The sequence below is a fragment of the Enterobacter cloacae complex sp. GYL001 genome (genome assembly GCF_049237125.1).
Classification (GTDB): domain Bacteria; phylum Pseudomonadota; class Gammaproteobacteria; order Enterobacterales; family Enterobacteriaceae; genus Enterobacter; species Enterobacter hormaechei_C.
In genome coordinates, this window is sequence record NZ_JBMKGW010000002.1 from 441,921 (window position 1) to 456,561 (window position 14,641).

12 protein-coding genes are annotated in these 14,641 nt (G+C 56.3%); 7 read left to right on the forward strand and 5 right to left on the reverse strand.

The annotated features are described in order from the left end of the window. Positions 1 to 67: 67 nt before the first annotated feature. Positions 68 to 1,330: a diaminopimelate decarboxylase gene (gene lysA, locus ACOTWU_RS06230; protein WP_017692727.1), complete on the forward strand. Its 1,263-nt coding sequence runs from the start codon at positions 68 to 70 to the stop codon at positions 1,328 to 1,330. Here the strand turns inward: lysA and ACOTWU_RS06235 are convergent. Further along, entirely contained in the window at positions 1,300 to 2,337 is a 1,038-nt protein-coding gene (locus tag ACOTWU_RS06235) for a LacI family DNA-binding transcriptional regulator (protein WP_003862814.1), read from the reverse strand. The genes lysA and ACOTWU_RS06235 overlap by 31 nt on opposite strands. Positions 2,338 to 2,636: 299 nt before the next feature. Here ACOTWU_RS06235 and ACOTWU_RS06240 point away from each other — a divergent pair, with 299 nt between their 5' ends. The 4 genes from ACOTWU_RS06240 (at position 2,637) to ACOTWU_RS06255 (ending at position 6,722) form a co-directional block, all read left to right on the forward strand. Next, a complete protein-coding gene (locus ACOTWU_RS06240; RefSeq protein WP_032649375.1) occupies positions 2,637 to 3,962 on the forward strand; it encodes a PTS sugar transporter subunit IIC in 1,326 nt (441 codons plus the stop codon). Between the two features lie 7 nt (positions 3,963 to 3,969). Next, positions 3,970 to 5,397: a glycoside hydrolase family 1 protein gene (locus ACOTWU_RS06245; protein ID WP_126498794.1), complete on the forward strand. Its 1,428-nt coding sequence runs from the start codon at positions 3,970 to 3,972 to the stop codon at positions 5,395 to 5,397. Between the two features lie 78 nt (positions 5,398 to 5,475). After that, on the forward strand, positions 5,476 to 6,249 hold the full coding sequence (locus tag ACOTWU_RS06250) for a GntR family transcriptional regulator (protein WP_003862809.1): 774 nt from the start codon (positions 5,476 to 5,478) through the stop codon (positions 6,247 to 6,249). Continuing rightward, positions 6,246 to 6,722: a GNAT family N-acetyltransferase gene (locus tag ACOTWU_RS06255; protein ID WP_017692731.1), complete on the forward strand. Its 477-nt coding sequence runs from the start codon at positions 6,246 to 6,248 to the stop codon at positions 6,720 to 6,722. Before ACOTWU_RS06250 ends, ACOTWU_RS06255 begins: the two co-directional genes overlap by 4 nt. Here ACOTWU_RS06255 and galR read toward each other — a convergent pair. After that, positions 6,677 to 7,699 (reverse strand): HTH-type transcriptional regulator GalR, encoded by a 1,023-nt coding sequence (gene galR / locus ACOTWU_RS06260; protein WP_252049353.1) that lies wholly within the window; start codon positions 7,697 to 7,699, stop codon positions 6,677 to 6,679. The genes ACOTWU_RS06255 and galR overlap by 46 nt on opposite strands. Before the next feature lie 617 nt (positions 7,700 to 8,316). Here galR and aas point away from each other — a divergent pair. Together aas and lplT are read left to right on the forward strand one after the other, a co-directional pair. Beyond that, positions 8,317 to 10,476 (forward strand): bifunctional acyl-ACP--phospholipid O-acyltransferase/long-chain-fatty-acid--ACP ligase, encoded by a 2,160-nt coding sequence (gene aas / locus ACOTWU_RS06265; RefSeq protein WP_032102920.1) that lies wholly within the window; start codon positions 8,317 to 8,319, stop codon positions 10,474 to 10,476. After that, positions 10,469 to 11,662, forward strand: coding sequence for a lysophospholipid transporter LplT (gene lplT / locus ACOTWU_RS06270; RefSeq protein ID WP_003862801.1), 1,194 nt, complete (start codon positions 10,469 to 10,471; stop codon positions 11,660 to 11,662). The genes aas and lplT overlap by 8 nt, the downstream gene beginning before the upstream one ends. 93 nt (positions 11,663 to 11,755) lie before the next feature. Here lplT and ACOTWU_RS06275 read toward each other — a convergent pair whose 3' ends face one another. The 3 genes from ACOTWU_RS06275 to mutH form a co-directional block, all read right to left on the reverse strand. Beyond that, positions 11,756 to 12,796 (reverse strand): NADP(H)-dependent aldo-keto reductase, encoded by a 1,041-nt coding sequence (locus ACOTWU_RS06275; RefSeq protein WP_126498795.1) that lies wholly within the window; start codon positions 12,794 to 12,796, stop codon positions 11,756 to 11,758. A gap of 132 nt (positions 12,797 to 12,928) precedes the next feature. Beyond that, positions 12,929 to 13,147, reverse strand: a complete 219-nt coding sequence (locus ACOTWU_RS06280; protein ID WP_003862794.1) for a YgdI/YgdR family lipoprotein — start codon at positions 13,145 to 13,147, stop codon at positions 12,929 to 12,931. A gap of 128 nt (positions 13,148 to 13,275) precedes the next feature. Next, positions 13,276 to 13,968 carry a DNA mismatch repair endonuclease MutH gene (gene mutH / locus ACOTWU_RS06285; RefSeq protein ID WP_017692735.1) on the reverse strand — a complete coding sequence of 231 codons (693 nt, stop codon included), beginning with the start codon at positions 13,966 to 13,968 and terminating at the stop codon, positions 13,276 to 13,278. Between the last annotated feature and the right edge of the window lie 673 nt (positions 13,969 to 14,641).

Consider the following 14,641-nt stretch of genomic DNA (forward strand, 5'->3'; position numbering starts at 1 on the left):
AAAACGATATTTTTTATTCTCTTCAGGCTATGGCGTAATGATAAAAAACAGATTTCCGGAGACGACCATGCCACGCCCACTCAACCAGACTGAGACCGATTTAAACGCCGATAACCTGCTGCGCCTGCCTGCCGAATTCGGCTGTCCGGTGTGGGTCTACGATGCACAGATTGTCCGCGAGAAGATCGCCGCGCTGCATCAGTTTGACGTGGTGCGTTTTGCGCAGAAGGCCTGCTCCAATATTCATATTCTGCGCCTGATGCGCGAGCAGGGCGTGAAGGTTGACTCCGTATCGCTGGGTGAAATCGAACGTGCGCTGGCGGCCGGGTTTGATCCGAAAGCCGACAGCGACGCGATCGTCTTTACCGCTGACCTGATAGACGACGCCACGCTGGCGCGCGTGCATGAGCTGCAAATCCCGGTCAATGCCGGTTCGGTGGATATGCTGGAACAGCTTGGGCAGGTCTCTCCTGGCCATCGCGTCTGGCTGCGCATCAACCCGGGCTTTGGTCACGGTCACAGTCAGAAAACCAACACCGGGGGCGAAAACAGCAAGCACGGGATCTGGTATGCCGATATGCCTGCGGCGCTGGAGGTTTTACAACGCTACAACCTCAAGCTGGTGGGCATTCACATGCATATCGGGTCCGGCGTGGATTACGGCCATCTTGAGCAGGTCTGTGGCGCCATGGTGCGTCAGGTTATCGATTTTGGTCAGGATCTGGAGGCGATCTCCGCCGGGGGAGGGCTTTCGATTCCTTACCGCGAAGGGGAAGAGGCGATCGACACGGATCACTATTACGGCCTGTGGAGCGCCGCGCGTGACAGCATCGCCGCCCATCTGGGCCATGCGGTGAAGCTGGAGATTGAGCCGGGTCGTTTCCTGGTTGCCGAGGCCGGCGTGCTGGTGGCGCAGGTGCGGAGCGTGAAGGAGATGGGAAGCCGTCACTTTGTGCTGATTGATGCTGGCTTCAACGATCTGATGCGCCCGTCCATGTACGGCAGCTATCATCACATCACCGCGCTTGCCGCCGATGGCCGCGATCTGGTTAACGCCCCGCGCATCGAGACCGTTGTTGCCGGCCCGCTGTGTGAATCCGGTGACGTCTTTACTCAGCAGGAAGGCGGGAAAGTCGAAACCCGTTCGCTGCCAGAGGTAAAACCGGGAGATTATCTGGTGCTGCATGATACCGGTGCATACGGGGCGTCTATGTCTTCCAACTACAATAGCCGCCCGCTGCTGCCGGAAGTGCTGTTTGATAACGGCGTGGCGCGGCTGATTCGCCGTCGCCAGACCATTCAGGAGCTGCTGGCGTTAGAGCTGGTCTGATTAAACCAGGGCCCCGTCGTCACCGAATCGCGTAACACCAGGGTGCCGGTGAACGGCGGGATCGCTTCAACCGGCTGGTTTTTTGCCAGCCGGATCGCCTGGTCGATCGCCGTGACGATCATGTTGTCGATCGGCAGATACACCGACGACAGGGCAGGCTCCAGCCACTTTGCGCTGGGGGCATCGTCAAAACCAAACAGCGAAATATCCTGCGGGATCTTCAGCCCGGCCTGGTGTAATGCTTTGGAGGCGCCCAGGGCCATATCATCGTTACAGGCAAACAGGGCGCTGAACGATGTCTTTTCCGCAATCAGCTCCTTGCACAGCTCGTAACCCCGCGTCATGCCTGCATCGCCGTATTTAATCCGCCGCTCGTCGAGACGAATACCGTGCTTCTCCAGCGCCTTACGGTAGCCCATCAGTCGCGCTTTACCCGTTGGCGTGTGGATCGGGACGGTGATACAGGCGATCTCCCGGTGGCCCTGGCTTATCAGGTAATCCACCGCTTTGAAGGCTGCGTCCTGCTGTTCAAAGAAGACGCAGCGATCCGCCGCCTGGCTCACTTCACGGTTAATGATCACCAGCGGCGTCTGCACGCTGTTGATCAGCTTCAGGATCGTCTTTTCGCTCATGTAACGCGTATACAGCACGATGGCGTCGCACTTGCGATCGGCGAGCATCTGCACCGCCTGTTCTTCCTGCTCAGGGGCGTCGTGACCGTCGGTAACAATCAGCTGTTTTCCGTGCTTTTCGGTCTGCCGTGACGCCTGCTGTAGCAAACGACCAAAGTAAAAACCGTCGAACGTCGAGACGACCAGACCAATGCTGTTGCTGGTCTGGTTAGCCAGCGAACGCGCGAGAAAGTTCGGACGATAGCCCAGCTCCTCCATCGCGCGAAATACCTGCTGACGCGTGCTCTCTTTAACCTGACCTGTGCCGTTCAGCACGCGCGAAACGGTGGCCTTCGACACGCCCGCACGCAGTGAGACATCCAGCATTGTTGCCATTCGAAATTCCTGTTTCCACGTAATGGTTTGCAGTTTAACACAGACCATCCGGCGCATAAGCGACGTGGGAAGGGCAAAACCCCATAACGATCACGCTTTTCGGTAACGATCCTCGCCCGCGGGATAAATGCCTGTCATTGGCATGCCAAAATGGTGATAAATCGCAATCTGGAATACCTCTTACCTCATTGAGAGCTTAATCACAGAACAAAGCGCCTGTGGACGCTATTTTTGGCATACCAATAGTATCCGGCTGTCCATCTTATTCAATAAAAGCCCTTTTACTGAGGTATTACCCTATGGCATTTCAGGAAAAACTGATCGACGCTCTGGGCAGTTTTGCCACCACCTTCAACAGCTATCGCTATATCCAGGCGATCAAGTCTGCGTTTATTACCTTAATGCCGGTCATCATTGTGGGGGCGTTCTCGGTACTGATCTCCAATATGGTGCTGGATCCGAAAAACGGCCTGGCGAGCTTTCAGTCGCTGTCGTTTCTGGCGGCGTTAAAGCCGATCACCAGCGCGCTGAACTATGCCACGCTCAACTTTCTCAACATCGGCGCGGTGTTTTTAATCGGCATTGAGCTGGGGCGTATTAACGGCATTAAGTCCCTGTTCCCCGGCCTGCTGGCGGTGATCTGCTTTATCTGCGTGACGCCGACCACGGTGGAAATGCTGGTGGACGGCGAGATGCACGTGGTGAAAGACGTGCTGCTGCGCCAGTTCTCGGATACCCGCAGCCTGTTCCTCGGCATGTTTATCGCCATCCTGTCAGTGGAGATTTACTGCTGGCTGGAAAACCGCAAGGGGCTGAAAATCAGGATGCCAGACACGGTGCCGCCGAACGTCGCCGCGTCGTTCTCTGCGCTGATCCCGGCCATTATCACCACCACCGCCATCGCCACCTTTGGCTTCGTGTTTCATCGGGTTACCGGAATGTATCTCTACGACGCGGTTTACCAGGTGGTGCAACAGCCGCTGGAGCGCGTGGTGCAAAGCCTGCCGGGGATCCTGCTGCTGATGTTTGTCGCCCAGCTGTTCTGGGTGATTGGTATTCACGGCAACCAGATGATCAAGCCGATCCGCGAGCCGCTGCTGCTGGGGGCAATCACCGTTAACATGAGCGCGTTCGAGCAGGGCAAAGAGGTGCCAAACATCATCACCATGCCGTTCTGGGACGTCTATATGAGCATCGGCGGCTCCGGCCTGACCATCGGCCTGCTGATAGCCGTCATGATTGCCACCAAACGTAAAGAGATGAAGGAGATCGCTAAGCTCTCCATCGGCCCGGGTATTTTTAACATCAACGAGCCGGTGATCTTCGGGATGCCAGTCATGCTCAACCCGATCCTGGCTATCCCGTTCATCATCACGCCGCTGGTGACGGGCTCGATTGGCTACTTTGCCACCGTGACCGGATTTGCCGGGAAAGCCGTGGTGATGGTGCCCTGGACCACGCCGCCGCTGATCAACGCCTGGCTGTCAACCGCGGGCTCCATGGGGGCGGTGATCACCCAGTTTATCTGCATCGTGACCGCGGTGATTATCTATCTGCCGTTTGTGAAAATTGCCTCACGCCGCGCAGATCAGGCCGCACTGCAACAAGCCACCGATAACGCATGAGGACAGGATGAGCATAAAACAGATAACCATACCGCCAGATTTTATGCTGGGCGCGGCGGCATCGGCCTGGCAGACCGAGGGCTGGAGCGGCAAAAAGTCGGGGCAGGATTCGTGGATCGATCTCTGGTACAAGAACGATCGTCACGTCTGGCACAACGGCTACGGCCCGGCGGTGGCAACCGACTTTATCAATCGCTTTCGCGAAGACGTGGCGCTGATGAAGCAGGCGGGACTGACCCACTATCGCACCTCGATCAACTGGTCGCGCTTTTTGACCGACTATGAAAACGCCACCGTAGATGAAGAGTACGCCGCTTATTACGACGCGCTGTTCGATGAAATGCACCGTCAGGGCATTGAGCCGATGATCTGCCTGGAACACTACGAATTGCCGGGCGTGCTGCTGGAGACCTACGGCGGCTGGGCGTCGAAGCACGTCGTCGAGCTGTTCGTTCGCTATGCGGAAAAGGTGTTTGAGCGCTTTCACGGCAAAGTCACCCGCTGGTTTACCTTCAACGAGCCGATTGTGGTCCAGACGCGCGTCTACCTCGACGCGCTGCGCTGGCCCTATGAGCAGAACACCAGCACCTGGATGCAGTGGAACCACCATAAGGTGCTGGCGACGGCGAAAGTGGTGAAGCTGTTTCGCGAGAAAGGGTATGACGGCACGGTGGGTTGTATTCTCAACCCGGAGGTGACCTACCCGCGCTCGCGCGCGCCGCATGACGTGCGGGCGGCAGAGATGTACGATCTGTTCTATAACCGCGTCTTTCTTGACCCGCTGGTGCACGGGCGCTATCCGCAGGCGCTTTTTACCCTGCTGGCGCAGCATCAGGTGCAGTGGGAATACACGGCTGACGAGCTGGCGCTGATTGCCGACAACACCGTCGACGAGCTGGGCATTAACCTCTATTACCCGCATCGCGTCAAAGCCCCGTCCCGCGCCTGGCACCCGGAGACGCCGTTCCACCCGGCGTACTACTACGAGCCGTTCGAGCTGCCGGGGCGGAGGATGAACACCTCCCGCGGCTGGGAGATCCTCCCGCGCATTATTTACGACATGGCGATGCGGATTAAAAACGACTATCGCAACATTGAATGGTTTGTGGCGGAAAGCGGGATGGGCGTGGAGAACGAAGCGCAGTTTCGCAATCGCGACGGCATTATCGATGACGCATACCGCATTGCGTTTCTCAGCGAACATCTTTATTACACGCTGCTGGCGCGGGAGGCGGGGGCTAACTGCCACGGCTATATGCTGTGGGCCTTCACCGACAACGTCTCCCCGATGAACGCGTTTAAAAACCGCTACGGGCTTATTGAGATCGACCTTGAAAACCATCGCGCACGGCGGGCAAAGAAATCGGCATCCTGGTTTCGCCAGCTGCGCGATGAGCGTGTGCTGACGCTCAGGGTTGACGATGAATGGAAGTAAGCCTTCTGGTAAAATAGCGCACAAACTGGCCGGGAGGACGTCCGGCCCGCGCATTAACTGAAAAACACAGGTGAAAACGTGGATAAGGCTGTCATCCTGCCGGAAAAAAAACAGTACCAGGAGATTGGCGAGGATTTACGGGCGCAGATTATCCAGGGGCATTATCCCGTGGGATCGCGTCTGCCGCCGGAGCGCAACATCGCCGAGACGTATGGCGTGAGCCGCACTATCGTGCGCGAGGCGCTGCTGATGCTTGAGCTACAGGGGACGGTGGATATTCGCCAGGGGTCTGGCGTGTACGTGATGCGCATTCCGGAGGAGCATGAAAACGAGGAAGAACGTTTTCTGAACAGTGACGTGGGTCCGTTTGAAATTCTTCAGGCGCGCCAGCTGCTTGAAAGCAACATTGCCGCCTTTGCCGCAAAAATGGCGACGCGGGCGGATATTGACAACCTGCGCCGTATCATCGAGCAGGAGCAACGGGCAATTGCCGCCGACGATCGCAGCCAGGACAACAACAAAATGTTCCACCTGGTGCTGGCGGGGGCCACACAAAACCAGATGCTGCTGGCGACCGTTGAAAGCGTCTGGCATCACATGGACAGCAGCCCACTGTGGCAGCAGTTTAATGGCCACATCGCCAGCCGCGCCTGGCGGCTGAAATGGCTCGGCGACAGGCAAACCATCCTCGCTGCGCTCCGCCGCCGCGACGTGATGGGGGCGTGGCAGGCGATGTTCCAGCATCTTGAAAACGTCAAAAAGAGCTTGCTTGAGCTGTCAGACGAAGACGCGCCCGATTTTGACGGCTATCTCTTTGAATCGGTCCCCCTTTTCCAGGGGAAGCTGGTGTGAATATACTGCCGCTTCACGCTGCGCCGCAGTTTACACAGCGGGTGATCGACTGGATCTGGAACGCGTTTGGTGAAGGTATGCCGCGTGCCTTTTTCCAGAGCATTGTTGAGCACAGCCTGACGCCGGGCGAGTTACCGCTCACCTTTATTGCCGTTGAGGATGACCAGCTGCTGGGCACCGTTGGGTTGTGGCGTTGCGATTTAATTTCCCGGCAGGATCTCTACCCCTGGCTGGCTGCGCTGTATGTCGATGAAGCCGCCCGGGGAAACGGGCTGGCGGGAAAACTTCAGCAGCATGTTATCGGCTACGCGCGACGCGCCGGGTATCACGAGCTTCATCTCTGGTCTGCCTGCCGCGACTTCTACGAACGTTACGGCTGGCACTACATTGGCGATGCGCTGGAATACCCGGATAAAACCGTCCATCTCTATCGCTGTTCGCTCACGGCTTCCGCGGGCGATACCACCGAGTGACGGCGCACTAAGGTTGGGCTGAACAGGTGGGTAATTTCCGGTGGCGGGCGATGCTCGGCCAGCGCTAACGCCAGTTCTGCCGCCTGCGTTGCCATGGTCACAATCGGGTAGCGCACGGTGGTCAGGCGAGGGCGCACGTAGCGCGACACCAGCACATCATCAAAGCCAATCAGCGAAATTTCTGCCGGGACGTCAATCCCGTTATCATTCAGCACGCCCATTGCGCCGGCGGCCATGGAGTCGTTATAGCTGGCCACGGCGGTGAAATTCCGCCCGCGGCCCAGCAGCTCCGTCATCGCCTGCTCGCCGCCACTCTCATCCGGTTCTCCGTACGCCACAAGACGATCGTTGCACGGCAGACCGGCTTCGCGCAGCGCGTCGTAATAGCCCTGAAGGCGATCTTCCGCATCGGAAATTGGGTGGTTGGAGCACAGATAACCAATTCGGGTATGGCCCTGCTGGATCAGATGACGGGTTGCGAGCCATGCGCCGTAACGGTCGTCGAGCGCCACGCAGCGGGTTTCAAAACCGGGAATAATACGGTTGATAATCACCATCCCCGGCATCTGTTTCATCAGATGGATCAGCTCGGCGTCGGGGATCATTTTGGCATGGACCACCAGCGCCGCACAGCGATGACGGATCAGTTGCTCAATGGCCTGGCGCTCTTTCTGTTCATTGTGGTAGCCATTACCAATCAGCAGGAAATTACCGGTGTGATAAGAGGCTTGTTCTACGGCTTTGACCATTGCACCGAAAAACGGATCGGATACATCCCCGACCACCAGCCCGATGGTTTCTGTCGACTGCTGGGCAAGGGCGCGCGCGTTGGCGTTAGGGTGATAATTCAGGTTTTCCATGGCGTCCTGCACGGCCTGGCGCGATGCATCACTCGCTTTAGGGGAGTTGTTGATCACGCGGGAGACGGTCGCGACGGAAACACCGGCCAGACGAGCCACATCCTTAATTGTCGCCATTCAATACCTTCTTATTGGGGTAAGCGTTTACACACTAACTAGTGTTGCGGAAAAGCGGCGCGCATTCAAGGGGAGCGGGTGAGCGTCCTCTGCAAACGTGAAGCAGAACATCCCTCGCGGTGTAATCGTTACACAGCCAGTCATGTCTGAATAATGTCAATCTGAACCTTTAGTTACACTTTGCCTCAGGCTGTTGCGATTGTCCGTTAGCAACGATGCGTAGTGAATTGCTAGAGTCGAGATCCCAGAGGTATTGATAGGTGGAATCAACTTCGGTTGATTAACACGATTTACACCAACCTGCGTTTTACGCAGGTTTTTTTTTGCCTGTAAGTTCAACCTGTAACAGCAAAAGAGAATATTCACACCTGGTTGCACTTCGGCTCATTCCCTTGCGTTTTCCCGCTGGCGAAGCCTGTCGCCGGAGGCCACAATCAAGATCCCAGAGGTATTGATTGGTGAGAATTCCTGGTACGTTTTCGTACTCTTCTCTTGCACCAACCTGCGCGGATGCGCAGGTTTTTTTTCGCCTCTGTTTTTGCTATCGCTCCCTCACTACTTCTCGTGTAATCTGCCACCATTTATACCTTTCACACTGGCTGGCAAAGGGAGTTGAAATGCTTTTTGGGTTCTTCCGCACACTGTTTCGTGTCCTGTTTCGCATCCGCGTGACTGGCGATACGCAGGCACTCTATGGCGAGCGTGTGCTTATCACACCGAATCACGTCTCTTTTCTTGATGGCGTATTGCTGGCGCTGTTTTTGCCCGTGCGGCCCGTCTTCGCGGTTTACAGCTCCATCAGTGAAAAATGGTACATGCGCTGGCTCAAACCGCTGATTGATTTTGTCCCGCTCGACCCAACCAAACCGATGATGATTAAACATCTGGTGCGTCTGGTTGGGCAGGGGCGCCCGGTGGTTATCTTCCCGGAAGGGCGTATTTCAGTGACGGGCTCCCTGATGAAAATTTACGACGGGGCCGGTTTTGTCGCGGCGAAGTCTCAGGCCACCGTCGTGCCGCTACGCATCGACGGGGCTGAGCTGACCTTTTTCAGCCGTCTGAAAGGGCTGGTGAAGCAGCGTCTGTTCCCGAAAATTACCCTGCATATATTACCGCCGACGTCACTGCCGATGCCCGAGGCGCCGCGCGCGCGCGACCGCCGTAAAATCGCCGGGGAAATGCTGCACCAGATTATGATGGAAGCGCGCATGGCCGTTCGCCCGCGCGAAACGCTGTATGAATCGTTGCTGTCGGCGCAGTATCGCTACGGTGCGAAGAAAAACTGCATCGAAGACATCAATTTTACGCCGGATACCTACCGTAAGCTGTTGACCAAAACGCTGTTTGTCGGGCGTATCCTGGAAAAGTACAGTAAACAGGGCGAAAAGATCGGCCTGATGCTGCCAAACGCGGGTATCAGCGCGGCGGTAATCTTTGGTGCCGTCTCCCGGGGCCGCATTCCGGCGATGATGAACTACACGGCGGGCGTGAAAGGGCTCTCCAGCGCGATTACCGCAGCACAAATCAACACCATCTTTACCTCCCGCCAGTTCCTGGATAAAGGCAAGCTGTGGCACCTGCCGGAACAGCTGACGCAGGTGCGCTGGGTGTTCCTGGAAGATCTGAAAGCAGACGTCACGACCGCTGACAAGCTGTGGATTTTCGCGCACCTGCTGATGCCGCGTCTGGCGCAGGTTAAGCAGCAGCCGGAAGATGATGCCATTATCCTCTTTACCTCTGGCTCTGAAGGTAACCCGAAAGGTGTGGTTCACAGCCACAAAAGCATTCTGGCGAACGTCGAACAGATTAAAACTATTGCTGACTTTACCGCCAACGATCGCTTTATGTCAGCGCTGCCGCTGTTCCACTCATTTGGTCTGACCGTGGGTCTCTTTACGCCGCTGCTGACCGGTGCCGAGGTGTTCCTCTACCCAAGCCCGCTGCACTACCGCATTGTGCCGGAACTGGTTTATGACCGTAACTGCACGGTGCTGTTCGGGACGTCCACCTTCCTCGGTAACTACGCGCGCTTCGCCAACCCGTATGATTTCTTCCGCGTACGCTACGTGGTGGCGGGCGCGGAAAAACTCCAGGACAGCACGCGCCAGATCTGGCAGGACAAGTTTGGCCTGCGCATTCTGGAAGGCTATGGCGTGACGGAGTGCGCGCCGGTGGTCTCCATCAACGTTCCGATGGCGGCAAAACCGGGAACGGTTGGCCGCATTCTGCCGGGGCTGGATGCGCGTCTGCTGGCGGTGCCGGGTATTGAAGACGGCGGACGTCTTCAGCTGAAAGGGCCGAACGTCATGAACGGCTATCTGCGTGTGGAAAACCCGGGCGTGCTTGAGGCGCCGACGGCCGAGAACGTCAATGGCGAGGTTGAAACGGGCTGGTACGACACGGGCGATATCGTGCGCTTCGACGATCAGGGCTTCGTGCAGATCCAGGGACGTGCAAAACGCTTCGCCAAAATCGCCGGGGAAATGGTCTCTCTTGAAATGGTCGAAACGCTGGCGACCGCAGTCTCGGCGGAGAAAATGCATGCGACCGTGGTGAAAAGTGATGCCAGTAAAGGCGAGGCGCTGGTGCTCTTCACGACAGACGGTGAACTGAAGCGTGATGCGCTGCTCAGGTATGCACGCGAACACGGTATCCCCGAGCTGGCGGTCCCCCGCGATATTCGTTACCTCAAACAGTTACCGGTGCTGGGCAGCGGTAAACCCGATTTCGTGACCCTGAAGGGCATGGTTGAAGAGGCAGAACAGCAAAATGCGTGAGTCAGTGCACACTAACACTTCAATCTGGTCGAAAGGCATGATGGCGGTTATCGCCGCCCAGTTTCTTTCCGCGTTCGGCGATAACGCGTTGCTGTTTGCCACGCTGGCATTGCTGAAAGCTGAGTTTTATCCCGACTGGAGCCAGCCGATCCTACAGATGGTGTTTGTGGGTGCTTACATCGTATTTGCGCCGTTTGTCGGCCAGGTGGCGGACAGCTTCCCGAAAGGTCGGGTCATGATGTTTGCCAACAGCCTTAAGCTCCTGGGCGCGGCAAGTATCTGCTTTGGTATCAACCCGTTTGTCGGCTACACGCTGGTGGGCATTGGTGCGGCAGCCTACTCCCCGGCGAAGTACGGTATTCTGGGTGAGCTCACCACCGGTGATAAGCTGGTGAAGGCCAACGGCCTGATGGAGTCCTCCACCATTGCGGCTATTCTGCTGGGTTCGGTGGCGGGTGGCGTACTGGCAGACTGGCATGTGCTCGCCGCGCTTGGCATCTGCGCCCTGATGTACGGTGGCGCGGTGATCGCCAACCTGTTTATCCCCAAACTGGCCGTGGCGCGTCCGGGGCAATCCTGGCGCTTCGGGCCAATGACCGGCAGCTTCTTCAACGCCTGCCGCGTACTGTGGCGTAACGGTGAAACACGCTTCTCGCTGATGGGCACCAGCATGTTCTGGGGGGCCGGCGTTACGCTGCGTTTCCTGCTGGTGCTGTGGGTGCCGGTGGCGCTGGGCATTACTGACAACGCCACGCCGACTTATCTGAATGCCATGGTCGCCGTCGGGATTGTTGTCGGGGCCGGGGCTGCGGCAAAACTGGTGACGCTGGAAACCGTCGCGCGCTGCATGCCTGCGGGGATCCTGATTGGCGTCGGCGTTCTGTTCTTCTCCCTGCAACATGCCCTATTGCCTGCCTATGCCCTGCTGTTGCTGATCGGCATGTTAGGCGGTTTCTTTGTGGTGCCGCTAAACGCGCTGTTGCAGGAGCGCGGCAAGCAGACCGTTGGGGCGGGTAACGCCATTGCGGTACAAAACCTTGGTGAAAACATGGCGATGTTACTGATGCTGGGGATTTACTCGCTGGCGGTAAAAGCAGGTGCGCCGGTCGTGGCAATCGGGGTAGGATTCGGCGCGCTGTTCGCGCTGGCGATTAGCGGGCTGTGGGTCTGGCAGCGTCGTCGTTGAATTGTGCGGCCTGATGCCCTCACCCCGGCCCTCTCCCACGGGGAGAGGGTGAAAACCCTAAAAACGGCAACGCACGTTGCCGTTTTGCTTTTATTACGGTGCCGGGTAGGTATAAACCTGATGCACCGCTTCAATCTCCGCTAATACCTCTTCACTCAGGTTCAGATGGAAACTCTCAATATTGGTTTTCAACTGATCCATCGTCGTTGCGCCGAGCAGGGTACTCGCCACAAACGGCTGACGACGCACGAAGGCCAGCGCCATCTGCGCCGGATCGAGTCCGTGACGTTTCGCGATATCCACGTAGGCCGCAACGGCTTTTTGCGTCTGCTCGCCACTATAGCGGGTGAAGCGGCTGAAAAGGGTGTTACGCGCGCCAGCCGGTTTCGCGCCGTTCAGGTATTTGCCCGTCAGGGTACCGAAGCCCAGGCAAGAGTAGGCGAGCAGCTCCACCTCTTCGTACTGCGTCACCTCCGCCAGACCCACTTCATAACTGCGGTTCAGCAGGCTGTACGGGTTCTGAATGGTCACGATGCGCGGCAGATCGTGTTTATCGGCCAAATGCAGATAGCGCATCACGCCAAACGCCGTCTCGTTGGAAACGCCAATGTAGCGGATCTTACCCGCCCGCTGGCACTCCGTGAGCGCTTCCAGCGTTTCCAGCAGGGTAACGGCCGGAGCACTTTCGTTCCAGGTGTAGCCAAGCTTACCGAAGCAGTTCGTCGGACGCTGCGGCCAGTGCACCTGATAAAGATCGAGATAGTCGGTTTGCAGGCGCTTGAGGCTGGCATCCAGCGCGGCACGGATATTCTTGCGATCGAGGATCTGGTTAGGGCGGATCCCGGCATCGTTATTACGGGAAGGGCCGCTGGCTTTGGAGGCGATGACCAGCTTTTCGCGATTGCCGCGTTTCGCCAGCCAGTTGCCGACATACGTTTCAGTAAGACCTTGTGTTTCCGGGCGGGGAGGAACGGGGTACATCTCCGCAACGTCAATCAGGTTAATGCCCTGGCTGACGGCGTAATCGAGTTGTGCATGGGCATCGGCTTCGCTGTTTTGTTCACCAAATGTCATGGTGCCCAACCCCAGTTGGCTGATCTCCAGAGCGCTGTGGGGGATACGATGATAATGCATAGCCGGTTTCCTTTTTTAGACATACAGACTGCGTCAGGAACCTCCCGACAAAGGAATATAAACATGGCAGAGGGAAGGCAAAAGGGGAAGGAAAAAATCAAAAAGGCCAGCAAGCTACTGACCTTTATCTGTTTAACGCTCGATGATCTGGGAGACTTCGTCGCGATTAATCTGCATTTGATTGCCTTCGCGATCGCGGTAACTCACCAGACCGGTATCGTCGTCGACTTCGGGTTTGCCATCGGTCAGGATCATACGACCATCTTTCGTTGACATGACATAGTCGCTGCTGCAACCCGATACCGCAAACGCTAAACCGACTGCTGAGATAATTACTGCCCATTTTTTCATCGTTCTCATCCTCACCTGGCTCGTATCAAATCATAGTGTAGTAATAACCTGATATTACGACAGGTGAAAGGGGGGAAATCTTAAAAAGGAGGAGATTATGTTAGCCGGAGCGCAAAATTGGTAAAAAACTATGTTTTCAACAGGAAGTGGCGTGCCAGCAGCGCCCCGGTGAAATTCTTTTTAAGATAGAAACCGCGCGGCAGCGTCAGGATCGGTTCGCCCTGTGCGCCTACCGCTTCAGTGAGCGCTTTGCTGTTGGCGGCTTTGGGACGAAGTTGCAGCACTTCGCCATGCCGGGCGGTGATACGCTCAACCTGTCCCAGCACAATCATGTCCATCAGCTCTTCCCAGTCCTGGGAAAGCTGTCTCTCCTCTTCTTCATTCGGGCTCCAGAGCAGCGGGGCGCCAACGCGACGCTCAGCCAGCGGGATCTGCCTGTCGCCCTCAACGGGTACCCACAACACCCGCTTCAGCTTATGCCTGACGTGGCTGGTTTCCCAGGTCACTCCGCTGTTACCTGTGAGCGGCGCAACGCAGACAAAGGTGGTTTCCAGCGGCCGTCCCTGGCTATCGATGGGGATCGTCTTCAGTTCCACCCCCAGCGCCGCAAAATCTTGCTCGGGTTTACTGCCCGCGCTTGCGCCCAGCCAGCGTTCCAGCAACACGCCGATCCAGCCCTTATCACGCTTTAGATCGTTAGGTATCGTCAACCCCGCCATCACGGCCAGCTCGCCCAGTGAATAGCCTGCCAGGCGTTGCGCCTGCTGGAGCAACTGGGCTTCACTGACGGGAGGAGAGAGCAGTGGGGCGAGAGAATGCATGCTAACGACCTTTTGATTAAAAAATGAGCTGATATTTTATCCCTTGTGGACAGAGTTTACCTTTTTCTGTGCACCTATTCCATGTGGATGATTTATATCATCTTTTTTAGAATATAATCCGTCCCGCGGCGGCTAAAAAACAGGTTGTGCAATTCTGGTCACTGACAATAAACAGGATCTTACACCATGTTATCCACAGAAAAATGGGATAACTGGGAATAACTGCCACTACTGTTTCAATTTACAGCCTTGACGTGCGATGAAAATCGAATTTTCACACAAATTGTGCCTAACTTATTGGCACAAACTGTGGATAAAACCGACGCTGTTCGATCTTTCATCAGCAGGAGGATCTTTGATGTGATGATCGTCACGTTTATCGCCCTGGATACCTTTAATTTCAATATAATCATATGAATTTAAATGATTTATTATAAGCGGGGTAAATTGGCGGCTCGTCGGGCTACAAGGTTGTTCATCGGTAATTCCGCACTTCTTCACAACTATATCCACAGAAAAGGTGAATAAAAATGGTATCTGTCGCCCGCATCTGTTTATAACTCCGCACTAAATTGTGAGTTATTCAAATGTTATTAGGTTGCAGGCCTGTAAGAGAGTGGTTTACCGCCTCCCTGTAGTGTGAAACAATCATTCATATATCAGATTTAGTTTG